The organism is Halococcus sp. PRR34 (assembly GCF_028617175.1).
Taxonomy (GTDB): domain Archaea; phylum Halobacteriota; class Halobacteria; order Halobacteriales; family Halococcaceae; genus Halococcus; species Halococcus salifodinae.
This window is the reverse complement of the sequence record NZ_JAQJDA010000015.1, coordinates 50,283-74,669: the sequence shown is the minus strand read 5'-3', so window position 1 is coordinate 74,669 and position 24,387 is coordinate 50,283. Positions and strand designations below refer to the sequence as shown.

Genomic DNA, 24,387 nt, shown 5'->3' with positions numbered 1-24,387 from the left:
TTATATAGATCAAATGTATCCGAGTGCAGAAAGTCGTGTATCTATATCTTCAGAGACACCTTCGGAAATCTCGACATCTGGATCTCGTGTTTTCGAATCGGTTGCTGTCGTTCGTACCCATGGAACCCATCGTAGTTTCGGATGTGGTATTCCTTCACCATGTCCGTGTAGCCGCTTTCCAAGCATCTCCCCATGATCGGCCGTGATGAGCACGTTTCCATCAAAATTCTCTAGAAGTATTTCAATATTATCCAAAACATATCGGAGATTGTCAACATACCCTTCCCGGACTATTTTGCGGTCTTGAATATCATTGAGGGCTTCAAGTGGTTTTTCGTCTATATTGTCTGGTTGCTCACCATTAGCAACGTGGTGGAGAAACGGGGCATGGGGTTGCATATAGTGGACGATCATCCGACTGTCATTGTATTTGCGACCTGCTTCGATAGCGAAGTCAGTTAATTGCTCGGCGGGAAAGCCATCAATTCCACCAACATTAGAGAGCGGTTGCTCAATCACGTCACGGAAATCCGCTTTGGTAACCGTCGGACGGTACGCGAGCCTTTCGACAAGTTGGTTTCCTTCAACGAATGTTCCATTTGTGACTGTCCATCCAGTAAATGATACTGTATCGTCTAGTACCTGTTCTGCCCAAGCGTTTGCCGTCACATACACTGTGTCGTTGATCTTTTCTTTGTTAGTTTCGTGGAAAGTGTTGACCATCCATTCTTTCGACGATGATCCCATAGACAATTCGGCATGTACATCGTCAAGAAAATCATATTCGTTGGCGACTTCTCGAAGAGCATCTACACGACACGCATCAAGGATAACAACGAGGTCCCACTCTTCATCGAAAATGTCCTTCCCGATTCGATGTCGCGCAGTAAGCGCCAACCAGGGTACGAAATAGCACGCATACACTGACCGAGGGTTAATCGAATCAAGTACACGGCGAGAACGATTCGTGAGCCATCCCATGCAAGTAGACCGTGAGTTGAATATAAATCAATTTTGTATTATCAGTGAGGAATTTGTCACGGTCAACTTCAGGCAGCATCAATCGAAGCTATCCGTTCCGATAATTCAGCAAATCGTTCGGACCAGTCGTGATGACGAGCTATCTCTCTCGCTGCAGCCGATTTATTCGTGAGATGGTCTCTGCTATCAACGATTTCCTCGATCGTAGCTGCATACTGCTCCGCGATGGGTTCTACAAAGAACGCGCAGTCGTCATCGAGGATTCGTCTGTGGGGTGTGATCGACGTGGCAACGATCGGAAGCCCAGCTGCAAGATACTCATAAATCTTCGCCGGACTACTGACTTCGTAAGCTTCTAACTCAGGAAGTGGTGAGACGGCAACATCGGCCTTCTGCAATGCATGTGGAATTTGATCGTGCGGTACGCGACCATGATACTGGAATCCAGTAAACCCGGCTGCATCGCACATCTCTCGAAGGTGGTTGATGTGTTCTCGATCGCCATCTCCGTAGATATGGAATTCAACCTGACTCCGTTTCTCTCCGGGGACTTGCAATAGTCCAGTAACGAACTCAGCAATCCCTCGTCGAGCATGAACGGAGCCGACGTACGTGAATACAAGCGGATTACCAGTGGTTCGCTCACAGTCGAATTTGTCGGTATCGACACCCAGCGGAAGCAGGTGTGTCTTCGATGGAGAAATCCCGTAGTTTTCAATGACTGTCGCTTCGAGTTCTTTACTGAGCGTCACGATGAGATCGCTGCGAGGCAGAACAGCGCTGTGAGCTCGTTCGCTAATGGCGAATAGCAACTGCATCGTTCTCGAAGTCGATCCGGCAGAGAACTCTCTCGCTTGATCACAGGGATCAGACTGGAGATCGTAGATAACGGTTGCTCCGAAAACGTATTTTGCCAGTAATGGTGGTGTCAGTACGTTTTGATAGCAATATACTATATCCGGTTTGTGGTTGGAGAGTTGGAGCAGCCAGTATGGTAAGAACAGTATGTTCAGAAAAATTGTTCCAATTGCTCCAGCGAATGGCAGGCTATGCATGCGTGCGTCACCCATCTCTTGACTCGTCGGAGCGAAAACGTGTGTCTTAGTGATGTCGGCAAAATAGTTTGTGAGATAGAACATTTCGGTGCTTCCTTGTACCACAGAAATATCGCGATCAGCGATGATGAATACAGTTTCACCAATATCGTCTTCCACCATTCTCTATGGTCGTCATCATATCTATATGTGCCTATACTCTTCGTTTTAGTTCACATGAATGTAGATAACTCTCAACAATGGATTATCGATGCCGCACCAGAATCATAGACAGCATTCTGTGCCATAGGCCGGTCTACCCCGGGGTAGGACTGATATGAGGTCCGATACAATATCGACGCGTTACAACTGGTGAGATCGGATCGGGTGATATTGCGATGTGGAAAACTTGACACAATTTCCAAAGAGCCACTAGGCAAGTTGCGAAACTTGTAGGTATCAGTTACGTATGAGCCAGAGGAAAGCGATTGTAAATTCTGTTCAGCAAAATTCAATGCTGCTACCTCTGATGCAGACATATGGACGGGATAGTCATTTGGTGCCCTGTTTGTCGGCGGTGTCAAGGGATTTCGGTAGCTATTTTCGGCAGCAACTAAGGCAAGCGTCGGGGTTGCCAGTAAGATGAGACAAACCGCTATAACGCCAACTTTACGATTTGCCAATCTACTCAATGCTACCCCGACCACTGGAGCGATGAGTAGCAATACCTCGGGTCTAATGCGTGTTATCCTTCCAGTACCAGCGAGGACAATGCCAATACCGACAAATCCAAACATACCTAGCGCTGCCGGTGTCCAGACTGTGGTCAACTCCGAACGTCCTCCATCGCGCAGTCGTTTCACTGCCACGAGAGCGGCAAAGGCCAGCCCAATTGTTGTGATAAATAAGCCAATTCCGATATGTAGAATTGGGTCAGCGAGTGTGTATGCTAATCCACCAAATGAAGCTCCTGAAATGTCGCCCTGAGCGGTTTTAGAACCAACTATGAATATTGCAAGAACTCGTCGAACTTGTGTATGGAAATAATTAATATTATACAGGTATTCGATTGATGCTACTCCGCCCACAAGAAAAACCACCAACGAACTCACTGAGCGGGTAGCTGCTGGTCTTGAATCAGTATGACGTTGGATCGCTCTTGTAACAACTCGGGAGACGAGAAGCGCGCCGAATAACATCGTCAATGATATGACTGCAGAATTGTGGATAAACAAAAGTATGCCGATATAGCCAACTACAATAACTTTCAGCCGGGTACTATTCGGTTTAACAACCATTACCAACGCTGTTGCATGGATGATGAGCGTTAGTGTTTGTGTGATTGGGAATCCGGAGAGCGAGACATGGGCTGCAGCGATGGCAAGAAACGCTGTGGCAAGTAGCGCGGAGCGTAAACGATGACCTGTCGGTGCAAGCCTCCGTGTGATAGCGAATATGGCAATGAGTCCGAGTACAGCAGGGACGCCGAGAGCGGCGAAATACGCTTGTTTAATTGGCAGTTCAGTTATTATTGATGTAGTGGCAGAAAGGACGTGTGCGACAGGGAAATCTCGGTAGTAGTAATTTGGATCTGTGAGCAATCTTCCTGTTTGTAGAATAAAGCGTGAAATTCCGACATGAAGTCGGGGATCATGCCGAACTATTGGTGCGCTTTGCCACAGTGCTCCACGGAGGATAACAGCGAACAACAAGATTTGGATAATAACCCGCTTGGACGGGGCGATAAGGACACGAAGGGTGATCAGCAAAAACACGACGGCCAGTATCCAGTAGAATGCTTCTGGGACGCCCGGTGAATGTCTGGACAAAGCCGATAATCCCACAATCCCCACGAAAATTCCGAGATCAGCCATTTTCCATCCCCGATCATATTTGAATCGGGGTCGCCAGTCATCGCCGAGCCAGTAAATAATATAAAAAATTGAAGCAATACCGAAAGAAATACTAATATATGGTATATATCGGATGCCAATTCTCACCCCAGCCACGACACCAAAGATAGAACCAAATAGCAATAGAATAGCAGCTATGATATCTATCCGGCGAGAGATTATACGCATATTTTGGGTGGTTGGGCAGGTGAAATAGTGTTTTTGGTCTCGATTATTTCATCATTCTAAATATATTTATTTAATCTGAAAATTTAAAATCACGATTAGCAGGTATATGTTATAAATAGCCAAGATCCTCAAGTCTCGATTCGACTTCATCAAATTCTTCACTGGATTTGTTTTGTGACCGCTCTTGGTATTCCTTCTCTGGTACCATTTCTTTAAGTAAGGATTCAATTTGTTCACCATCAAATGTCGAATCAACGGGAATGTTCAACATCGAGAGTAGCGTTGGCGCAATATCGTAGATGCTCTGACTACCACGCTTTGCACCATCTGGTATAGATGGACCAGTAGCGATAAGAATCCCGTCGGATTTGTGGTTATATTGATATTGAGTTGGTTCAAAGGCATTCGCTGAGATCGTGGCGCTGAGATAATTGTTCATCCTTCTTGGGGCCATTAGCACATCGGGTCCGGCTGCTGCATGTGGTCCCTCGAAGACGGCCTCTGAGGGTTTGACCCACTCAAAGAGTTGTTCCGATGTCCCCGGTAGCGTAACGTCACGCAACTCTTCGATCACGATCGGCTTCACATCGTCGTTGCAGTAGATGCCGAGTCCGGGACCGGAAGGACAGTGTGCCGTTGATGCCTCAACGTTTATCTTCGCGCCAGAAGAGACGGCCTGTTGGAGGATCGAGGCTGGAACGACTTCTTTCACTAGATCATCGATACCAATGCGTGCCAATAGTGACTCTGCGAGTTGCGGTGTCAACCCTGCTTTCGAGAGACTTGTGATACCACGTGATAGCAGAGAGCGGCTATCGTTTTCGTCTTGAGCACCCTCTGCATTGGTTTCGTTGACCGGTTTTTTCCAGCCGGATTCTAGTCCGTCTAGCGAGGTTTCGAGCAATCCCTTTTGCTGCAACCACGTATTGATTCGGAAGTCCCAGTCACCCATTGGTCCCATGCCGTGGTCCGACGCTATTACCGTCGTGTCGGGATTGAGGGCGTCGATGATGTCCCCGATATATTCGTCAGCGCGGCTGTATACGCGATTGATGTACTGCTCTTCCGGAAGCTCGTGAAATACAGTGTCCGTTCTTTGAAACTGGACCATAGCGAAATCCCACTCATGAGTGTTGCAGAGATAGATAATAGCATCACGACGCATCTTCATCAACCGAATATACTCATCACAGAGTGCCTTATCGGAATCATATGAACCGTGCTTGTAAACACGGTAATCGCCGATCTGATTTTGCAGCTCCTCGATGACACCCTCCGGGTACGCTTCTGCTGCGTCTGTTTCAGGCCCTAGATATCCCGGAACGAGAACGCCCTCCATCTCTGGGGCAGGATGTGTGACCGGCACGTTCACAATAATGGACTTTTGACCGTCAATCGTTAGGTAATCCCAGATACGGTTTGTTTGTACATCGCCAGCGTTCACGAGACGTTCTTGATCCGTAGTTTTGAAATCGAAGATTCCGTGTTTGCCGGGATTTTTCCCACTGGTGAGTGAAGTCCAGGCCGTTGGGGTCCATGGGGGAACAGAACTTTCAAGCTCAGCATGGAACCCGTGATTCATTAGCGACTGAAGGGCGGGCATCTCTCCCGCTTCGGCCAATCTATCGATCGTACGGAAGTCACCAGCGTCAATTCCCACGAGAAGCGTATTCTCAGCCATTTTACTATCTCACTGCTCCTTGTTTCTCTGTTTCACTCTTGCTACCATTTGTAATCAGCTCTTTGTAGAGGTCATACGTCTGGGAAGCAGTCGCATCCCAATCATACTCCTCTCTCACGAATTGCCGAGCCTCCGTTCCGTTCTGGTTGAGCGTAGTCGGTTGTGCTAAGGATGAATTGATTGCAGAAGCAATCTCGTTCGGATCGTTGAGTGGCACCAATTTTCCGAAGCTCTTACCAGAAAGGAATTCTCGTATTCCCTCAACGTTGGTTCCAATCACGATCATGCCAGCTGCCCAAGCTTCAAGCAGTACGAGTGGGTGTCCTTCCCATTTTGATGGAAGAACAAAAATCGAACATCGCTGGTATAAATCGTGTAACTCTTCATCGGAAACACGACCATGAACAGTCACACGATCTTCGATCCCACTGGCTACTGCTGTTCGTTTTATCTCTTCTTCAAGCGGACCTGTTCCGACGATATGGAGTGCTGATTCGGGATGATCGCTAGCCACCTCTTCCATGGCTTCTACAATATCGACGGGGTTCTTTTTAGGTCGGAGGCGTCCCACAAACAGGATTTCCTTGCTGCCGCTATTTTCTGGAGCGGGGAAGTCGTCTATAGCGACTCCATTTGGAATGTATTCTATTTTTCTATGATATTCCGAGAGGGCGTCTGCAAGCTCATCACTAACTGAGATGATTCCATCGTAGGTAAATTTCTCTAGAAGCATTCGTCTGAGAGATGTATATACTGAATCAAGGATTGAACCAGTATAGGTAACCTCGAAATCAAGACTGGCACCGTGTACGGTCAGAATGGTGGCTAAATCATCGAAAATACGGAGTAGCTGCAAAGGAAACGCAGTGACATTTGTATGCGCGTGTACGATATCGTAATCGCCCTTATGAACATATCTGAGTATCGAAAGTATGTATTGGAGTTCGTTTAGTGGCCGAAATTTCGAGATCGAGGTTGGTATTTGGATGAGATTGACGTTTTCAGATGTGTCTACAAAGCTGTCATCGACATCACTCTCTTTGACAATTATGTCGACATCGCAGTTGTGATCCTCGGCGAGGCGCGTAGCAAGTTCATCAACATGTACAATACCCCCTCCAGTATTGGGATACCATTTTCCATTGAGCAATACAACTTTCATCATTTCTTATGGGTTATTTGTAGCCAAGGTTCTTTAATCGCTGTTCAACTTCGTGACTTGCGTCCTCTTCACTTTCATTGATGTCGACCTCAGAGCCAATGTTCTTGCTGTGTGCTTCGAGTTCCGATTGAAAGTCGACGATTGTTTCGGGGAACTGCTGTTGAGAGAACGAGTCCTGTTCTTGCGGGTCGTCCTTACAATCGAACGCTTGCCATCCGTTTACTGTGTTGGTCTCGGCGTCACGGTCGAGTATATATTTGAAGCGTCCATCCTGAATCGCAAATCGGCGAACGTTCGAAGCTTCATCCTCCCCTTGAGCGCTACTAATCACACTCCGCTGCATCTCTCCATCGTCGGCTACAGTCGAGAGAAGCGACTGACCAGGAAGCTTGTCATCGACGTCGACGCCGAGAGCTTCCAGTGCGGTTGGCACTATATCCAACGTACTGACAGCCGTCTCAACACGTCCAGCAGAAACTGAATTACCGAGCAACACTATCGGAACAGCAAGCAGATCGTTGTACACGTATCGCGGATGAGCATAGTAGCCGTGCTCTCCAAACCCGTCACCGTGGTCGGCCGTAATGATCACGAGCGACTCGGAAAGCAACTCTCGGTCGGCAAGCGCCTCCACGAACGCACTGATCTGTGCATCGAGATAACGAATCTCCCCGTCGTAGAGATCGATCAGTAACTCTCGCTCGTGTGCGGTGATTTCATCAGGCTCGTCAATCGATTTCTGATAGAGTCGCTGTGCCTCGTTGTTCGAGAGTGATTGTTCAGTATAGACCGAATATTCCTCCGGCGGATTATACGGCCCGTGAACGTCCATGTAGTGATTCCACAGGAAGAACGGCTCTGTCGCAGCACGACTGTCGAGCCATTCCAGCGAGCGCTCGTTGATCTCGTCCGCTCGGGCATGATACGCACCACGATTGAACACGAACTTATCGAGCACTCGCTGCGCGAGCGCAGCGAACCGATTGCGACCGTAGAGGAGATCGTCATCGAAGGTATCGAACGCATCACCGTAGCCATACGCCCGCGAAACGTATGGGTTCGAATGAAATGCTGCCGTCGAAAAATCCTGTTTCGAGAGGCGACTAGCGAGACTCTCCGTCACTAGCCGATAGCCACCCTCAGCGAACACACTCGGACGACGACCGGTGAGCAACGATGGAACGGCCTCACGGGTGTGCGAGCTCGCCGAGAAGGCGTTCATGAACTGTGTTCCACGCGCTGCAAGCGCGTCTATCTCTGGGCTTGTCTCCCGTTCGTACCCATGTGAGGAGAGATGATCAGCGCGGAGCGCATCCACGCTCAACAAGATAACGTTCGATATCTCACTCATTGAGCCAATCCTCGTAGAGATGACGCATAAGACCGTTGTTCGTCAGCGCACTGCTCGCGGATCGTCTGCTCGGTTCGTTCCGCGATCGTTTCCCAGGAGTACTGGGCTGCCGTCTCAGGGTTCCGCTTGCTCATCGATCGCTGGAGATCACCATCATCCAGCAGCTGGTGCACCGCATCCGCGAACGTCTGCAAGTCCTCACCCCTGACCAACGCTCCATTCTTCCCGTCAACAAAGAAATCCTCGTACACCGGCAGACGCTTTGCGATCACGGGCAGGCCGGCAGCCATCGCCTCCAACAAGACGATCCCGAACCCCTCCTGTGTCGAGGCGAAGACGAACAACTCGGCTCGATTGAGCAGCTCGATCTTCCGCTCCTCGTCGACGAACCCGTGTATCGTGACGTGTGCGCCCAGATCGAGGTCGGCGACCAACTGTTCCAATCGCTCCCGTGCGGGCCCGTCACCGGCGACGTCCAGCCGGACGTCGTGGCCTTCGTCACGAAGCCGTCGCACGACGCGAACGAGGCGACCCTGACGTTTTCGCTTCGTCAATCGACCTACCACGACGAGTCGTCCCGGGTCGGATTCGATCGCCGGCCGTCGATACCGTTCGTACTCCACGCCGTTCGGAATGACGGTGAGTCGCTCCTCGGGCACACCATACTCCATGAACTGCTGTTTGATGTGGGTCGCCGGCACGACAATTGCACTATACTCGAAGACGCGCAGGAAGTTCTGCACGATCAGCTGAATCGTCGCCGTGAGCGGGTCGTACACGTCATAGCAGCTCCAATCGAAAAATTCGTGTCGAGTTGCGACGATCGGCACGCCGAACAGCTTCGCCGCGAGGACCGCAAACGTCGGATACGGCGTCATCGTCTCGACGACCGCATCGAACTCCTCGCGATACAGCAGCCAGACCACGGCCGGCAGGCTGACGAACGCAAACAGATAGCGCGAGAGGAAATAGCCGAGCGATCCGTATTCGAAGACGAACGCCGGCACACAGGTGACATGCCGGAAGCGCCGCCCCTGATCGACGGTTTCGTTCGGTAGTTCGGGATCGGTCTTCCCCGCCAGCACTGTAACTTCATGCCCGTTCGCCGCGAGACGTTTGGTGATCTCATTTGCCCGCTCTTCGCCGCCACCACCGCCCGCGAGAAACGAGGTGTTGTTGATGTACAGCAGCTCCATACTCTCGTCCGCGGCGTCAGTATGCGTCTCGATAGCGACTCACCGAATCCACGTCGTCAGTATCGTCCGCGTCAGGCCGATTGCATAACCCAACTGCGGCTTTTTCGTTTCGCCGGCCTGGCGCTCCGCGATCGTGATCGGCACCTCCTGGAGTCGCAGCCCGTTCTTGCGCGCCTCGATGATCAGCTCGGGCGCGCTGAACCGCTCTTCGGTCAGCGTGAGCTTCGAGAGTTCCGTGCCACGGATCGCCCGGAAGCCGTTCGTACAGTCGGTAATCTCCGATTTCGTGAGCAGGTTGATCAACCGTGTGAACACGTAGATCCCGGCCCGACGAACGGCGCTATTGCCCGAGTAATCGGTGCCCTTGTGCCGCGAGCCCATCACGTAGTCGGCCTCATCATCGATGATCGGTCTCACCATGCGTTCGAGCCGGTCGCTTGGATGCTGGCCATCGCCATCCATCGTCACCACGATCGAGACCTCCTCACGCATGGCTATCTCGAAGCCTGTCTGGAGGGCACCGCCTTGGCCCTGATTGAGATGGTGTTCGACGACGGTCACGCCATTGGAGCGGGCACGATTAGCGGTCGCATCCGCCGATCCATCCGAGACAACGATCGGCATGACAAGATAGCCTCGAATCGTTTCCGGCAGCGAGTTGACGACATTCTGGATGGTTGCTTCCTCGTTGTAGGCCGGGATTACGACGCCAATAGTCTCGCCGCCGCCGTCAGCCTTGAGCGGGTTCGCCTGCTCAACCGAGAGACTCCGGGTGAGGTCGTTAATGCGTCCACGATTGGCTCTCACGATCGAAACGAGGTAGAACACACAGGCCAACAAGGCGACGTTCCCGAGCAACGAGACAGTCACATACCGTTTGCGGATGTTGAGCAAGTTCCCGATTTGATCGTAGATGACTGGCGCGAAAACGATAGCAAGCAGTCCGGCGGCAGCACCAATTGCAAGTAGCAAGTCAGTTCTGGCAAAGCGAGAACGGTATCGCTCGAAGCCCCACGCTAACGCTCCGATGGCCACCGCGACAAGCGCTACAGTTAGAACATCAATCATTTACCACTCATCGGCATACGGTTGTTTAATTTCCATGTCGAATTAGTCTCTGCAAGAAAGCTATATGGCTAACCTAATAATGGCATCGACTAACAGCTACACAGACTCGAACGACCTTTATCTGAAGAAACAGTAATGATACCAATGGCAGATAATAATGAAAACAGAAAATCATTGAAAAACCGGTTCAGCCTCTGGTTGCACCGAGTGTTGATTCGACTCGGATTGCTGGGCGATCCCCGACAAAACAAACAGGCCCAACAGACCAGCTCCGAATTGGACTGGGAAGAACGCTGGAACATTCTTTGGATCGGCTTTCGAACGATGCTCCTTCTGTTTGTGGTTACTATTCTTGTTGGAATTACATGGATAGTGTTTCAACCCTCGGAACAGACCATCCTCCTCGGGACACTACTGATACTGGTTAGTTACAGCGGTATCACGGTCTGGACACTCTACCGTATGGCGAGGGCATATCGAAAGCAATTGTGATTGTTGTAGCTGCTCGATTCCGCTAGTTAGGCCGGATCGCCGAAAGCGTTTCACCCGCTCTCGCCGAGTGTCTCTTCGGCGAACGAATCGTCGAAATCGTCCGTTCCGGAGTCGGTGGAATCCGGTGCATCATCTTGAACCCGCGCGAACGCGACGTTTTCCTTGGTCTGTTCGATTTCGATGGTCACCTCATCGTCCGGACGCGTCCCGGGGACGATCACGACGTACCCCCGGTCGATTTTCGCGATGCCATCGCCCTGATCACCCAGTGATTCGATCGTCACGTCGCGAATGTCGCCCGATTCGACTGGTGGAGCCTGTTGATTGGAACCATCTGAATCCGACGAATGGCTACCCGATTGCTGCTGAGTCTCAACATCGTCGCGCTGGAGCGTACTCGTCAGAACTGCCACTCGATAGGTTTCACCACTGGTGATCGCCCCCTCTTCGAGCTCGGACCGTGGAATTTCGACCCTGTAGGAGTCACCGTGCTGATCGATCGACGCGCTGAAGAGACACTCCAATTGGTCGGGAACCTCGGCCATTAGGCTCTCTCCTCACAGATGCGTGGTGTGTGGAGCCCGGCTCCGCGAGCCAGCCTCGGCGTTGATCGCTGCTTGTGATTGCTGATACGAGCCATCACGGGACTCACGCCTTGCCTGCCACGTACTGATCTTCCCACTCGCGGCGAGCCTCGATCTCGCGGCGGCCACGCTGGGTGATCGCGTACGAGTTGGTTCGCCGATCGATTTGGCCCTTCTCGACCAGTCCCTTGTCGACTAACTCATCGAGGTTTGGATAGAGTCGGCCGTGGTGGATCTCAGTCTCGTAGTACTCCTCAAGTTCGTCTTTGACCGCCAGCCCGTGGGGTTCGTCTTGTCCCGCGATCGTGTAGAGTAGATCACGCTGGAAACCAGTCAAATCGTGCATATCCACAAGCTGGACATTACCACAGTAAAACATGCCGATTTCTGAAACGCGAACCGGGAAACAGAACGACCCAGGCAGTATTTTTGACGATGAATCGTCAGAATCGCCGCTCTCGATAGCAAGACTTACGATTATGTCGGTGTGAGACAATGAACGCCATGATCGATCGACTTGAACAAGAAATCGACATGCTCGACCGCCATCTCGAAGTCCTGGAGAAGGTCATCGACAACGAACCCATTGGAATCGTGAAAATGTCGAACGAAACTGGCCATCCCCACCACAAGATCCGGTACTCATTGCGCGTGCTCGAAGAGGCGAGCCTGATCGAACCGACCAGCCAAGGAGCAGCTACGACCGATGAAACCAGCGAGTTTGTTGCTGGACTCGATGGGCGGATCGACGATATCACTACCACAGTCGAAGAGATGACCATCGAAAACACCGTCGAGAGTTCTCCATAGCCAGATTCAGTAGGTTCGCAAGCAACTGCAAACTCTACTGATAACCGATTCTTCTCGTGAGCTACTCTCCGACAGTCCACAAAACAGTACATACGATCGGATCGCGAAGTCCTCCTATGCCTGTCTCGTCAGTGACCAACCCAACGGCTGAGGACGCTCTGAAACGAGTCGAATCAGGCTTCAAGCAGAATGCAATGCTGACCCTCGTCGGCAGGTGTGAGGTCGACTACGACGGCCGTGCGTCGAGTTATCTCCCGCCTGGCGAACGGCTCGTTATCCTCAAACCCGATGGTACCCTCCTCGTTCACCGCACTGAACAGCGGACACCAGTCAACTGGCAACCACCCGGCTGTACTCACACTGCCCACCTCGATGATGACCAACTCATCGTTCACAGTACGCGCTCAACCCCATCCGAGGAGGTGACGATCACCTTCGAGACCGTCCTCCAACTGTCCATCATGGAATTGGACGACTCACCCGATCTCGTGCTTGAAGGCAGCGAAGAAGACCTCCGTCAGCGTATTCTTACCGAACCAGATATCCTCGAAAAAGGCTTCACACCACAGATGACCGAACGAGAGACAGCCGCTGGAGCGGTCGATATCTACGGGAAAGATGCCGACGACGTTCCGACCGTTGTTGAACTCAAACGCCGCCGTGTCGGTCCGGACGCCGTCAGTCAACTTCATCGCTACGTCGATGCGCTCGATCGCGAACTTCCCGTTGAACGCTCCATCCGGGGCATCCTGGTCGCACCCTCGGTCACTGACCGAGCAGAACGGTTGCTCGCCGAAGAAAACCTCGAATTCGTCGAACTTGATCCAGCAACGTCCGGTGATTCGACAGTGACTCAGCTCACGGAATTCAGCACCAACTCGAACTCACCGCAGTGAGCGGACTCTGGATATGGTTTCGATCGCCGTGTTGCGAGGAGCGGAGTCAGGCGAACGTGTTCCAGCGGGCGTGGTGATGGATCGCCGGAACGCCGGGCGAAAGCGAGTGGTGAGAGGACTTGCGCGGCGAGCGCGCCCGGGACAATAGGTTTCGACGGCAGGTTTGTGGCAGACGATGCGTATTGGACCTCCCCGATTGCTACTCGGGGACAGTGCCCGCCAGCATCGCCGCACGCGCTCGCTAACGCGGTCCGCTATGGGTGAGTCCGCTGGGGGAAGGTGTAGACCTTTCGCTGGGGTGCGCGCGGGTGGCCCAGGACCTTTGCGTGGGGCTCTCACGGCGAGAGCGCCGGAACATGCGTTTCGATGGTGGGGTTGTAGCCAACTTCGACAGACCTCCCCGTGCTATTGAGGACAGAGCCCACCAGCTCCGCCGACGCCCTCCCTTTCGCGGCCCATCGGGTGCTCGCCTCTCGCTGCTATAGATTTTCCGAGAGCGACATCCCCAGCGTCCCACCGGATCTCGGAGGGTATTGAAGTAAGGACTCTCGTGGCGAGCGCACCTGGAACAGATGGTTTCGTCGGTGGGGTATACCATGACGGATGGTGACTTCCTCGATGCCATCAAGGACAGAGCCCGCCGACACGCCCACTCACCGTACTCACGGCTCTTCTGGCTCCATCAGGCCGTACGCGGCGTCGGCGACGTGCTGGAGAACGGTGTCGGAGACCTGCGCGACGCGACGGTGGATCTCGTCGTGCTCGAATTCGTGGAGTGACCACGGTTTGATGTACGATGGATGGACGTCGAGGTGACCCTCGACCACGTCGGCGGCGTCAAGGCGGACAGCCTCTTCGAACTCGGTGGTGGTCATGACCGCGAGCGTGTAATCCTCCCCATAGTAGGGGCGAGTGTCGTTTGACACGACGAGAAACGGTCGGTTCCCATCCTTGTACGGATCAGTAACGAGAACGACTGAGCCGTGCTTGTACGCCATTAAGCGCCTTCGCCGAGGTCCGGCAGGTCGTCGGCCCAGTCGGGGTTTTCTGCGTAGTAATCGTTCTCATGGCGACGACTGATGTCCGCCATCTTGCCCTCGTCAGGCACCCACCAGACAACAGCACTCGCGCCGATCTCTCGGCGCTCGATCCGTCCTTCCTCGTAGAGACTAGTCAGCTTGCGACGGGCCGTCTCGCGCGAGCAGGCGACCACCTCGGCTACATCGCCGACCGTCACGAATGGATCATCGGCGTCCCGCATAGCCGTGAGGACCGCTTGCGTACTTGTCGTCTCGACGTACTCGCCGCCCTCCGCTCGATCTCTCCCAGACATGAGTGTAGCTACGTAACCCGAAGGCATGAACCTTGTGTTCCGAACCTTATGGAGGGGTTCATTCTTTGTTGCCGCTTGCCGTTCCTTCACGGATCATGCCGGAGCGCTCCCCTGTGGATAGGGGGAGTGTTTCATTGCAGGATGGCCGAGAAAGGGTCGTTTTTGACCATGCAAACAACACACATGAACCGGCATATCACCTTTGCTTTGGGAACCCTGCCAAGCAAAGTGGAACGGGAAGTTCACTGCTGGTTGTCGGTGATCGACATTGACCGTCCGATTCCCTGCAACCGATACAGGTTCCGAAATCCCCGGACTCCGTGAAAAAGCACGTACCCACCAACAAGGACGAACAGACCACTCAAAACCCAGTTCACTATCGAAATCGAAGCATCGGCCGAAAGCACCACCTGTGCATTCGTGACAACAGTGAAAACGACGATAATTGCGATGAGCACGTTGACGAGAGCCGATGTCAACAGGTTCTTTACTGTCGTTTGGGTCGCAGCGAGCTTTTCACGCGAAAATCCGGGATCATAGCGCTCGTCAACTTCAACGCGGACAGCGTTTTCAGGCGACCCAACGTCGTCGCGGGTCTCGTGGGTGAGAACCATCCCGCCGTCGAAATATTCGTAGTAGTAACTGTCCGGGGCTGGCGGTTCATTATAGAAGCGTATCTTCCCGGATGAACCTGACTGTCGGCTGGCGGACTGCTCCGTGTCGGTCTCGGCCTCTCCTGTGGCGTCGTCAGGGTCGGTGTTGTCACCCATCGGTGTCCTCCATCGCACCCCACGCATCATCGACCTGTTTCAATGGGTTGCCCTCGGGAAACCCCCGCTCGCTGGCGATCGTGCTCATGAGATCCCACGCCCGCCCCTTCCGTGGGGCGCTGCTATCGACCGTCTGGGGATCGCCGCCCCATGCCGCGAGCGCTTCCACGATAATCAGCCAGTCCTGATCGTGCATCTGGCTGATCGTCGCTGGCGGCTCCGACCGGGCGCTCTCATCAGTCACGGTTATGATTCCTCCTTCTGGCCGGGCGAATCCGGACCACCGATGAGCGCCGCCTGCTGTTCGGCTACGTCGATACGGTCTTCAAGCAACTCGCGCTCAAGCGCGTAGGCGTAGCCGCGGCCCTGTGACTCGCGTGTGACCACATTCGACGTATGCAGCCGCTTCAAGACGCCTCGAACGGTCGAATCCGATACGTCCAACAGGGCTGCCACATCCGTCGCCGATCGATACTCCTCGTTGCCGGCACTGGCGAGGACCCCCAGTACCCGTCCGTAATGCTGTTCGGCGGCCGATCCACCCTCGGCGGCCATCTGAATCGCCTTCTGTATCGCCTCGTGCTGTAGCAGCGTCGTGAGGTCCGCATCTGCGAGTGACGCCGCTCCAAGCGTGCCGGTGCCAGTCGCGTCCTCGGCACCCGCCGACTCACCGCTCGCAGACTGCGCTGCATCGAGCTCGGCCTCCAGCGCCTCGGCCCGCTCTTCGGCCGTCCGGGCACGTTCACGCAGGCGGGCAACCCGCTCGTCGCTCGCATCCTCGGCACTCACACCTGCGAAATCACCCACCACGTCGGCGTGGCGACCGATGAGTTCGCCGAATTCCGCCGCGAACTCCTGTAGTGCCGCGATGTCCTCGCTCGTCGGGCGGTCATCGAGTCGCGCCGCAAGATGTTCGGCGGCACGTTGCTGGCGCGTGTGGGCCGCTTCAAGCTCCTCGACGCGCGCCTCGGCATCCTGGCGGTCCTCCCGAATCTCCATCACCTCCGTCTGGATGACTTCGGGCACCTCCAAATCCGTTCCCTCGACGGTGACGGTCACCGGCTCACCTGCTGCTGTGCCAGCCTCGCCGTTACTGGGTCCTGCGTGGTCGGCGAGCGACCCGACCATATCGTCCATGATTCCCCGAATGTCCTTCGTGTCCGCCAGCTCCGCTTCGAGCTCGTCTATCCGTTCGTCGCGAGCGGCGACCTTCTCACGGAGGCGGGCGCGTTCGTTCCGGCGCTGCTGGGCGCGGTCGGAGATGTCCTGTAGCTCCTCGACGAGTCCTTCATCCACTCCTTTGAGTTCCGGCCGACGTTCGTCGTCGAGACCCGGCGCTTGGCCAGCGTCGTAGGTTTCCTTCCGGTCGAACTGCACGCGAAGTACATCGCCGAAGCGGTCCTCGTCGGCGAGAACATCCGGGTCCGCCGCGAGAAACGCTTCGCCGTCGCCGAGGTCGCCGACTGTCTCTGCATACGGCTTGCCGAGAACGCGCCGGACCACCGCAACGTCATTATCCCACGTCAGCCGGTGCCAGACCATCCAATTGCATTGGGTGATGAAATCTTTATCGACGCTCGCGGGCCGCTGGCTGATGCCGACGAGACCGAGACCGTGTTTGCGACCGCGTTTGGCGATCCGAACCACCGCCTCGCCCGTCTCGCCGGCACTCCCCTGTTGGGGAAGGAACTCGTGGCACTCCTCGATGAACACCGGGAACGGCTCGCGCTCCTGCTTGGCGGTGGCGAACAACGCCCGCGCGACCGCGCCCACGAGGTCGTCCGCTTCGCTCTCGTCCAGGAACCCGGAGAGATCGAGGATGATGGGGACACCCTGTTCGATGCCGAGCTGGGCCAGCCGTTCGCCGTGCTCGGGACCCACTTGGATGTCACACGCCTCGTCCGCGCCCGCGTGCAGGATTTCGTACTGCTCTTTCAACCCGTAGTATTCGCCCTCGATGTCGATGATCAGCAACGGGCGTCCCGCATCGAGAATGTTTTCGATAACGACGCTCGCGCTGTTACTCTTGCCGCTGCCGCTCTTCCCGCACGCGAACGCGCGACCAACGAGGACCTCCTCCAGCGGGAGTGCGACGGGAATATCGGTGTCGTGATCTGGTGGTCCGCCACCGCTCGTTCGCCCGATAGAGACGGTCGCTGGCGGCTCCTCACTCGTGGCTGTGGTGTCATCGATCATGGTCCGTCTTCCTGTGCCTCGAAGGCAGTATCGTCGAGGCCACCCACCCGCTCAAGCACCTGCTCTTGGACCGCGCGCGATTGGGCTACCTCGTCGGCGATGTCATCCACATCGAGTACCCTGACGCCGCCACCGAACGCCTCGGCGTGGGCGCACTCGCCACGCCCGTGCTCCGAGCAGTCGATCTCGTCTCGACCACCAACGACGCGCGCGCCGTCGGCATAGATGCCAATCAGCGTCGCCGTGTCGGGGATGCTCACTGCAGCGAGCAATTCGACGTCGCTGTCGTCACTCATCAGTACCACTCCTCGGGTAACGCATCCTCAACCGCCGCTTCGATGTCTTCGACCCACCCGACCGCTTGCTCGCCGTTGTTGGTGGTTGCGGTGATTTCGATCTCGACCTCGTTCCCGCTGCCGTCACGGAGTTTCACGCTGTTGGAGACGTTCATCGGTCTCGATCCTCCTGTTCGTCCGGTTCTGCGAGCGACCACAAGTGCGCGTTGGCGATTTTCCGACTCTCGACCCTCCCATCAGCGGCGAGCGCACGCAACTTGCTGTAGGCGGTGTCGTATGGACAGTCCAGCGCATCTGCAACCTCCTGTGTCCCGACGCCTCCCGTACCGGCGAGCACGTCGAGGAACGCTTCATCAGGGTATTTCTCCGCGAACCGGCCGCTTTCATCATGTGTATCGTTTGGCACTCTGCGTGGCTTCGTTTCCATCACAGATAGATGTGTTGGCTCGCCCAACATAAAACCTTCCCATGTAGCTGTGATGGTGGGGTTCTGACGCCGGTGGTCGAGCAATCCCGACACGCAGGCGTCGGAGTTCGAGAACGAATGAAAAAGAATCGGAGCGAAAGAACCTGAACAGCGACCGGGGCGCGGCGATGATGAATAGTTTCCTACAACCCCGACATCTCCCTCCACACGAAGGATTTAAATTAGGATTCCCGCAGGGGGACGTTCCCTTACCCGCCCCGTCCGGTCACACGGTAGATAGAGAGTAAACCATGAGCGAGAGTGGTAACACTAATTGACACCAGCGCAGCAAGACCGAGAGTGAAGACAGCAAACACCCATTTCGGGATTGTTCCGGTCATGGCGGTGGGCATTGCGACACTGGTTCCGTAGACGTACCCAACCATCGCAAGAGCGAGCGCTCCGAGCAGGAGACGCCATATCTGAGTGAGTCGGTACAGTTTCGGCTGGCGATCAGCGAAATCCATCCGCCAATCATAGGCCCGACTCCCCACGACGAAAGCAACTCCAGCGAACACTAAAATCCCCAATTCGATCCCGAGCAAGGGAATCACATTAATTACGGCTCTAGTATTCGCTGCGAATTGGATGGACTGCGATATGACATAAAAGACGAACAGGATAGATGCAAAAGGGACGAAATGCGCCGCCTGCGGGAAGTGCAACGGGTCCTCGACCACCTTCTGTAAATGTTTCTGAAATACTTCTTTCAGTTCAGTGAGCGTCATACGTTTCGTATGGTAGCTATCATAAAAAGGGTCAGGGGCACAGAGGAAGTGAAACCGGCATGACCGATACCGACGACAGCCTCGACCTCAGTGCTGGATGGGGCGCGTGCGAAGAGTGCGGTGAGGACAACCCCGGCGTGCTGCGCGTCGGGACCCTCACCGACAGACGGACGCTCTGTCGGGAATGCAGGCGGGAGAATTGGCGGTAGCACCGTCCTGTCTGATTCGAAAAACCACCGGTCGACGCCGGCATTTCACTCGGTACACGGGGTGTCGAGAACAGCGGGGAACGGAGAGAGTTGGTGGGTTGATACGATGGGTTTCCTCACCAAATCGTGAAATATGTGGCCATAACACACAATACGGATGCGCAACGAGTAGGGACCGTTGTCTCGCTGTACGCGAGGATATGCGAGGCAACACGGTAGGCTACCGGCGGTTCGCTCGGCGCGGTCCCGAGGGGTGTTCCCTCGGGGCCTCGTATCCGCCGGGCGGCCAGAGGCGGCGTCATCACCGATCAATACACCATTTCTCCCCGAATACGGGGTGTCAAGCACAGCGGAAACGGTGGTGTGTCTCCGGCGCTTCATGCCTTATGTAACAGACGATACACCTCCTCCCTCCGAATGTTACACAAGGGACGAAGCCAAACCACGGTGAAGCGGCAGGATATTCACTCGGTATCCGGTGTGTGCCTGACCACGACGACCACTATACCCATCGCTATCCACCACCGGGCGACTATCAGTGTTTCAGCCGAGATATGAACAGGCCGGTCACAAGCAGGGCGACGATCACGACGAGATTTTCCACGCAGCAACCCAGCCGTCGCGCTCGACCGGCAGATTGAGATCGTGAATCGAGTAGCCCGCGTCCTCCAAATGATCGCGAACAAGCTCCGGCTGCGCTCCGATGAGAAGTTTCGCCGCCTCATCGGGTTGTTCGGGCGGTCGAAGCTTCCACGGTTCGGTGCTCTCGTCCATCTCGCGAAGAATCGTGGCGAGTTCGGTGCCGAGCCGCCCAGTAGTGCTTCCAGCAGCCATCAGCCACCCTCCTGGCGGCGTTCGCGACGACGTTGAACGAGGTCGACTACCGGCCAGCCGGCGTCTCGCAGCTGCTCTTTGACTTCCCGGATCGCGCTCGCATCCACGGTCCACGCCGATCGATCCGGATTCCACCGACGGCTCGTCGACTCCTGGGGGAGATCAAGCAGGTCTTCCTTCGACGCGAACGGCGACCCGAGCATTGCCTTGGGACCGTTGTGAGTGGCAATCTCGCCGAGGACTTTGATGCACTCGACGGGATCGTCACCGGACGGCAGGTACTCCAGCACTGGTCCATCCAGCGTGTCAGTATATTCGATCGCCAGACGGCCACAGTATGGACAGATCCACACGCCGAGGTCGGCGCGGTGTGCGCTCGGTTCATCACACGTCGGGCACGTCGGGTCGAAATCGAGACTGTATCGCGTCGTGTCGGTCATCTTAATCAGCGCCCCCGGCGGCCGCCGCTGTGAGACTTGCTTGCTCGGGTTCGATGCCGATCGCCGCGGTCGCTCTCGGTGCTGGCACCTGGGTTTCGAGCTCGGGACCGACGAGCGTCCGAACAATCGATATCCACGGATCGAGCCAATCACACCCCTCCCTCAGTGCCGGGATCACCTCGCCCGGATCGGCGAACAGCGCTCCGCCGAGAAGATCGTCGGGGTCGGCGTACCGATCGGGATCGAGCAGATCGTAGATCGCCTCGGCGAGCACGTCCCGGGCGAACGTCGTGGTTGCAGTCGAGTCATCGCCGGTCGACACGAACTCCGGCAGGATGCCCTCACCACGCTCCTCGTCGGTGTGGAACGGCAGCGCGAAGCGCCACCCAGCCTCGGTTTGTTGGATGAAATCGAACGCCGCGAGACGTTCTGTGTAGGTGCGAACCGATCGTGCTGAGACATCGGCTCGCTCGGCGAGGTCACGTTGCACGAGGGGTGTCTGGGCAATCAGCAGCGCGTGAACGATCTTCGAGAGCGCCGGTTTCCCCATCTCCGACAGGAGACGGGTGGGTTCGAGTACCGAGAGACCGTATCGAACCTCGTCGAGGCGGAGTGTCCGTCCCGGAGCCTTTGTCTCCGATGCGAGATTGTGGAGTGCTCTCGCAGCGTCGTACGGCGTCCCAGTGAGGGCTGCAAGCATCGAGGTCGCCGCACGGGTCGGCCGGATCGACTTCTGGCGGCACATTATCTGCACTGCTTGGGCCGTCTGAGAGCGGTCGGTCGTTTCCTCAACCGAGATAGGAACCGAGAACTCAGGGGCGTCCTCGTGGATGTCGCGGTTCGAGAGACGCCGGCGGAGCGGGTCGGCGAGTTCGTCGACGCTCTTGCCCACGACCACGAACGATCCGATGAGTTCACCGAACGGATCATCAGCATCCACCGTCGGCGGGATGGCACTCTCGCGCTTGTCTTCACGAGATTCGAGCAGCTGGCGATACGCGGTGGATTCGCCGTATCGGGACTGAATCGACGCGCCGACGGAGAGCGTTTCGGCGAGGTCTGACTGTTGACTCTCGCCGAAATCCCGCGAGAAGCGGGGGATACGCGCCTCCCGAACCACGTCGACGTCGGCGAGATCGAGCAGATGAACGATCGTGCCGGCAAGACCCTGAGCTTCCCGAAGGATATCGCCACGAAAGCGGTTACAATCCTCGTAGTTCTCGTGGTGGAGGTCGCGGGTAAGCTCGCTGAGGTCTTCGGCAGCTTCGAGCAGTGCATCGGTGTAGTCCTCGGCGGTGGCGTCGGCGTCTTTGAGATAGCCGAGACACCGGGAGTTCCGGAGCAAATCAGCGTGATTGGCGAGTAGATCACCGAGCTTGCCCGATTCAAATCGGTCGGGGGTGAGGACGTGGCGGAAGGTACGGGGGTTGGCTAACGCAAGTGCAATGCACACCCACCACTGCATGGGGTCATCGTACTCGCCACCGACCAGGAGACGATCGGCGTCGTGGTCGTAGTACCAGTGGGGTTCGCCACGGTCGTCTTTCACCCCGATTGGATGGTTGACCAACGTGATACCGCCGTCAGTAGCGGTGCCGGCGGCCGCAGCGTAGCGGTGGCGAGCCGCCGACCGCACCTGATGATGGAACGGGAGACGATGGCGGTCGGGAGCCGCCCCAGCACCGCCGCCGCTACCGCAGCCGCGCTCCGCACAGCACGCCTCGGCCTCCGCAGTGGGGCGGTGGCGGCCCTCGCGTGCGGGCGGGGTTACACGGCTATCGTCGGAGGGATTTCCGGGTTCGCTAACGACCGCTTCGAGGCGCTGCTGTCTGCCGATTTCAGCGTCAAGCCTGTCGAGAAGTTTGCGGCCGGCGGCAAGCAGTTCGACGGCGTTGCCGTTCTCGGTGGTCCGCGAGAACGTCTCGACGAGTCCGAGCTCGCCGAGAGAACTCTCGCCGGTCGTGAGGCACTGGCGGACGGCTCCTTTCGTGGTCTGGTGGAGGGCGTAGAGTTCGTTGTACGAGAGGGTTTCAGACGCCTCATCGGCAAGCTGACGGAGGATACGGACCTTCCGACCATCGGGATCAAGAACGTCGTGTGCGGTCTCGATGCGCTGCGTAATGGTGTTCTCAGACAGGCCTGCACTGCACTGTTCGCTAACAGCCGGGAGGTGTTCGCGGTACTCACGAGCGAGCCGGCGTTGCCAGCGGCCGGTCGCGATGATTCGGAGATCGACGGCTCTTGCGAGTTCGGCGAGCAACCAGGCGATGTCCTCGCGGTACTCTGCTCGGAGCTCACCGAACGCATCGTCGATGCGGACGGCGATGGTCGGGGTTCGATCGCTCTCGCGGAGGACGGCAAGCGGGCCGTCGGCTACCTCCTCGAACTCAACGTGCCAGCCGGCGATCGATCGGCCGGGGGTGCCAAATTGGGCGTTCTGGCGCAGGACCTCGAAGAACTGCGCGTCGGTGTGGGCGAGCGACGGCACCATCCCGGCGTAGACGCCACTGAGAGCGGTGACGCCGGCCTCTCGAAGCCGGTCTTCGCGTGCGGTACGGTGGTCGAGCTCGCCAACAAGATCGTCGACGGCAGCGACGAACTCTCGTTGAAAGTCGTGGTCGAGGGCGATCTGTCGCCACAGACGGTGTGCCGTGTCGTCGGCGTGGATCTCGACGAGTGGTGAGAGCGGCGGCTGCTGGGTAAGGGTGAGACCTGCATCCGGCATCGGGGCTCACCTCGCGCCTCCACCTGGAGTTCCACCGCTCATGGCGTGATCTCTCCTGGCTTGATCGAGCCATCAGGATGGGCCTGGGTAGCGAGACGGACGGCGAGATCACGATCACCGAATACGGGGCCGATACGATGGGTGTCACCAGTTTCGTGTTCGACGATAGCGCCAGCCGCGGGACAGGCGTCGTCGCAGCACTGGTAGTGGTGATACGCGAGGCCTTCTCCCTGAAACGCGCTCGATAGTCGTTCGGCGTGGCCGCTACAAGCGGTGCAACTGACGGTTTCAGGGACGGTGATCTCGATAAGCTGTCCCGACGCGTCGAGACGCATCAGCGAGCCCTCCTGTTGGCTGATTGTCTGAGACCGCTCAGATTGCTCGCGTGCGTCGATCGGCGACCACGGAGGGCTGTCTGGGTGGGCAGCTCGCTGGAGGGGCAGGTAGCGGCCCGACTGTCGAGGTCGTCGGAAGCGATGCTGTTAGCGCTGGATGGAGATAGCTCTCTTGTCATGGGGGTGTTGACCCAGTATTCCAGCGCTGACGACCGGGCTCCGTCGTCGTACCCGACGATATTGTTCGCCGTGCGATGAGCGAGAACTCTCGTTTGGAGAGAGCTGTCGCTCACCGAGTGGCAAACGTTAATATCGTGGGCCGATGAGAAACCGGTAAGACCAACCCTGCACAGGGAGGTCGACCGGTACTGATCGGTTGTTAGGACGGGGACTTGGGACTCCCCGCTCCCATCGGCACTATATTTCTTTCCTAGCTTTGCGTCTACGTCTGCTGCCCGCCTTATTACTGTTGTGTCATTCTCACGTGGATGTAGTGCCCTCCTGTTGTTTTGGATCGGCTTGCAGCGTGCTATATACGAGCAGCTGCGGCTCCCGGGCGTCGATCGCGCTTGCGTGTCTCGATCGTGGTGTGGTCGTGTTGCCTTCGTAGCGGCCATCTCTATGGCCCGTGATTCGAGTGCTGACGGTCGGGAGAACCGTCGTACCCACGGCTGCCTCTGTTCGTTGCCGAGTTGGCCGCCCGACGCGCGACAGCAACG

Annotated in this window: 27 protein-coding genes; 4 read left to right on the top strand and 23 right to left on the bottom strand. The window is 56.1% G+C overall.

Annotated elements, in window-relative coordinates; translation table 11 throughout:
* Nucleotides 1-9: 9 nt before the first annotated feature.
* The 8 genes from PHA81_RS15755 to PHA81_RS15720 form a co-directional block, all read right to left on the bottom strand.
* A complete protein-coding gene (locus PHA81_RS15755; protein ID WP_273837547.1) occupies nucleotides 10-981 on the bottom strand; it encodes a hypothetical protein in 972 nt (323 codons plus the stop codon).
* A gap of 68 nt (nucleotides 982-1,049) precedes the next feature.
* Nucleotides 1,050-2,198 carry a glycosyltransferase family 4 protein gene (locus PHA81_RS15750; protein ID WP_273837546.1) on the bottom strand — a complete coding sequence of 383 codons (1,149 nt, stop codon included), beginning with the start codon at nucleotides 2,196-2,198 and terminating at the stop codon, nucleotides 1,050-1,052.
* A gap of 71 nt (nucleotides 2,199-2,269) precedes the next feature.
* On the bottom strand, nucleotides 2,270-4,096 hold the full coding sequence (locus PHA81_RS15745) for a hypothetical protein (protein ID WP_273837545.1): 1,827 nt from the start codon (nucleotides 4,094-4,096) through the stop codon (nucleotides 2,270-2,272).
* Nucleotides 4,097-4,205: 109 nt separating this feature from the next.
* Nucleotides 4,206-5,777, bottom strand: coding sequence for an alkaline phosphatase family protein (locus tag PHA81_RS15740; RefSeq protein ID WP_273837544.1), 1,572 nt, complete (start codon nucleotides 5,775-5,777; stop codon nucleotides 4,206-4,208).
* A 4-nt stretch (nucleotides 5,778-5,781) separates the two neighbouring features.
* Complete coding sequence (locus tag PHA81_RS15735; RefSeq protein WP_273837543.1) at nucleotides 5,782-6,939, bottom strand: glycosyltransferase family 4 protein; 1,158 nt, start codon at nucleotides 6,937-6,939, stop codon at nucleotides 5,782-5,784.
* Nucleotides 6,940-6,952: 13 nt separating this feature from the next.
* Entirely contained in the window at nucleotides 6,953-8,290 is a 1,338-nt protein-coding gene (locus PHA81_RS15730; RefSeq protein WP_273837542.1) for a sulfatase, read from the bottom strand.
* Nucleotides 8,287-9,486, bottom strand: a complete 1,200-nt coding sequence (locus PHA81_RS15725; RefSeq protein WP_273837541.1) for a glycosyltransferase family 4 protein — start codon at nucleotides 9,484-9,486, stop codon at nucleotides 8,287-8,289. Before PHA81_RS15725 ends, PHA81_RS15730 begins: the two co-directional genes overlap by 4 nt.
* A gap of 39 nt (nucleotides 9,487-9,525) precedes the next feature.
* On the bottom strand, nucleotides 9,526-10,554 hold the full coding sequence (locus tag PHA81_RS15720; protein ID WP_273837540.1) for a glycosyltransferase family 2 protein: 1,029 nt from the start codon (nucleotides 10,552-10,554) through the stop codon (nucleotides 9,526-9,528).
* A 144-nt stretch (nucleotides 10,555-10,698) separates the two neighbouring features.
* Here PHA81_RS15720 and PHA81_RS15715 point away from each other — a divergent pair, with 144 nt between their 5' ends.
* Nucleotides 10,699-11,046, top strand: a complete 348-nt coding sequence (locus PHA81_RS15715; RefSeq protein WP_273837539.1) for a hypothetical protein — start codon at nucleotides 10,699-10,701, stop codon at nucleotides 11,044-11,046.
* Nucleotides 11,047-11,096: 50 nt separating this feature from the next.
* On the opposite strand, the gene PHA81_RS15710 is transcribed toward PHA81_RS15715, so the two are convergent.
* Together PHA81_RS15710 and PHA81_RS15705 are read right to left on the bottom strand one after the other, a co-directional pair.
* Nucleotides 11,097-11,591: a TRAM domain-containing protein gene (locus PHA81_RS15710; RefSeq protein ID WP_273837538.1), complete on the bottom strand. Its 495-nt coding sequence runs from the start codon at nucleotides 11,589-11,591 to the stop codon at nucleotides 11,097-11,099.
* Nucleotides 11,592-11,694: 103 nt separating this feature from the next.
* Entirely contained in the window at nucleotides 11,695-11,976 is a 282-nt protein-coding gene (locus PHA81_RS15705) for a PadR family transcriptional regulator (protein WP_273837537.1), read from the bottom strand.
* Nucleotides 11,977-12,134: 158 nt separating this feature from the next.
* Here PHA81_RS15705 and PHA81_RS15700 point away from each other — a divergent pair, with 158 nt between their 5' ends.
* Both PHA81_RS15700 and nucS read left to right on the top strand, forming a co-directional pair.
* Nucleotides 12,135-12,440: a hypothetical protein gene (locus PHA81_RS15700; protein ID WP_273837536.1), complete on the top strand. Its 306-nt coding sequence runs from the start codon at nucleotides 12,135-12,137 to the stop codon at nucleotides 12,438-12,440.
* 116 nt (nucleotides 12,441-12,556) lie between these two features.
* The gene (gene nucS / locus PHA81_RS15695; protein ID WP_273837535.1) at nucleotides 12,557-13,336 is read left to right on the top strand and encodes an endonuclease NucS; all 780 of its coding nucleotides are present in this window, start codon (nucleotides 12,557-12,559) and stop codon (nucleotides 13,334-13,336) included.
* 662 nt (nucleotides 13,337-13,998) lie between these two features.
* Here nucS and PHA81_RS15690 read toward each other — a convergent pair.
* The 9 genes from PHA81_RS15690 to PHA81_RS15650 form a co-directional block, all read right to left on the bottom strand.
* Nucleotides 13,999-14,334 (bottom strand): type II toxin-antitoxin system PemK/MazF family toxin, encoded by a 336-nt coding sequence (locus PHA81_RS15690; protein WP_273837534.1) that lies wholly within the window; start codon nucleotides 14,332-14,334, stop codon nucleotides 13,999-14,001.
* Nucleotides 14,334-14,669 carry a transcriptional regulator gene (locus tag PHA81_RS15685; protein ID WP_273837533.1) on the bottom strand — a complete coding sequence of 112 codons (336 nt, stop codon included), beginning with the start codon at nucleotides 14,667-14,669 and terminating at the stop codon, nucleotides 14,334-14,336. The genes PHA81_RS15690 and PHA81_RS15685 overlap by 1 nt, the downstream gene beginning before the upstream one ends.
* 242 nt (nucleotides 14,670-14,911) lie before the next feature.
* Complete coding sequence (locus tag PHA81_RS15680; RefSeq protein ID WP_273837532.1) at nucleotides 14,912-15,439, bottom strand: hypothetical protein; 528 nt, start codon at nucleotides 15,437-15,439, stop codon at nucleotides 14,912-14,914.
* Nucleotides 15,432-15,683: a hypothetical protein gene (locus PHA81_RS15675; RefSeq protein ID WP_273837531.1), complete on the bottom strand. Its 252-nt coding sequence runs from the start codon at nucleotides 15,681-15,683 to the stop codon at nucleotides 15,432-15,434. Before PHA81_RS15675 ends, PHA81_RS15680 begins: the two co-directional genes overlap by 8 nt.
* Nucleotides 15,684-15,685: 2 nt before the next feature.
* Entirely contained in the window at nucleotides 15,686-17,635 is a 1,950-nt protein-coding gene (locus PHA81_RS15670; RefSeq protein WP_273837530.1) for a DUF87 domain-containing protein, read from the bottom strand.
* Nucleotides 17,632-17,931: a hypothetical protein gene (locus PHA81_RS15665; protein ID WP_273837529.1), complete on the bottom strand. Its 300-nt coding sequence runs from the start codon at nucleotides 17,929-17,931 to the stop codon at nucleotides 17,632-17,634. Before PHA81_RS15665 ends, PHA81_RS15670 begins: the two co-directional genes overlap by 4 nt.
* Entirely contained in the window at nucleotides 17,931-18,086 is a 156-nt protein-coding gene (locus tag PHA81_RS15660) for a hypothetical protein (RefSeq protein WP_273837528.1), read from the bottom strand. The genes PHA81_RS15665 and PHA81_RS15660 overlap by 1 nt, the downstream gene beginning before the upstream one ends.
* Nucleotides 18,083-18,358, bottom strand: a complete 276-nt coding sequence (locus tag PHA81_RS15655) for a transcriptional regulator (RefSeq protein WP_273837527.1) — start codon at nucleotides 18,356-18,358, stop codon at nucleotides 18,083-18,085. The genes PHA81_RS15660 and PHA81_RS15655 overlap by 4 nt, the downstream gene beginning before the upstream one ends.
* A 248-nt stretch (nucleotides 18,359-18,606) precedes the next feature.
* Nucleotides 18,607-19,125 carry a hypothetical protein gene (locus tag PHA81_RS15650; protein WP_273837526.1) on the bottom strand — a complete coding sequence of 173 codons (519 nt, stop codon included), beginning with the start codon at nucleotides 19,123-19,125 and terminating at the stop codon, nucleotides 18,607-18,609.
* Between the two features lie 59 nt (nucleotides 19,126-19,184).
* On the opposite strand from PHA81_RS15650, the gene PHA81_RS15645 reads away from it, so the two are divergent.
* Nucleotides 19,185-19,334, top strand: a complete 150-nt coding sequence (locus tag PHA81_RS15645; protein ID WP_273837525.1) for a hypothetical protein — start codon at nucleotides 19,185-19,187, stop codon at nucleotides 19,332-19,334.
* Nucleotides 19,335-19,919: 585 nt separating this feature from the next.
* On the opposite strand, the gene PHA81_RS15640 is transcribed toward PHA81_RS15645, so the two are convergent.
* From PHA81_RS15640 to PHA81_RS15625, 4 genes are read right to left on the bottom strand one after another with little or no spacing between them, the layout of a single operon-like run.
* On the bottom strand, nucleotides 19,920-20,168 hold the full coding sequence (locus tag PHA81_RS15640) for a hypothetical protein (protein ID WP_273837524.1): 249 nt from the start codon (nucleotides 20,166-20,168) through the stop codon (nucleotides 19,920-19,922).
* Nucleotides 20,168-20,608: a hypothetical protein gene (locus tag PHA81_RS15635; RefSeq protein WP_273837523.1), complete on the bottom strand. Its 441-nt coding sequence runs from the start codon at nucleotides 20,606-20,608 to the stop codon at nucleotides 20,168-20,170. Before PHA81_RS15635 ends, PHA81_RS15640 begins: the two co-directional genes overlap by 1 nt.
* A 1-nt stretch (nucleotide 20,609) precedes the next feature.
* On the bottom strand, nucleotides 20,610-23,333 hold the full coding sequence (locus PHA81_RS15630) for a hypothetical protein (RefSeq protein WP_273837522.1): 2,724 nt from the start codon (nucleotides 23,331-23,333) through the stop codon (nucleotides 20,610-20,612).
* Between the two features lie 38 nt (nucleotides 23,334-23,371).
* A complete protein-coding gene (locus PHA81_RS15625) occupies nucleotides 23,372-23,668 on the bottom strand; it encodes a hypothetical protein (RefSeq protein ID WP_273837521.1) in 297 nt (98 codons plus the stop codon).
* Nucleotides 23,669-24,387: the final 719 nt, after the last annotated feature.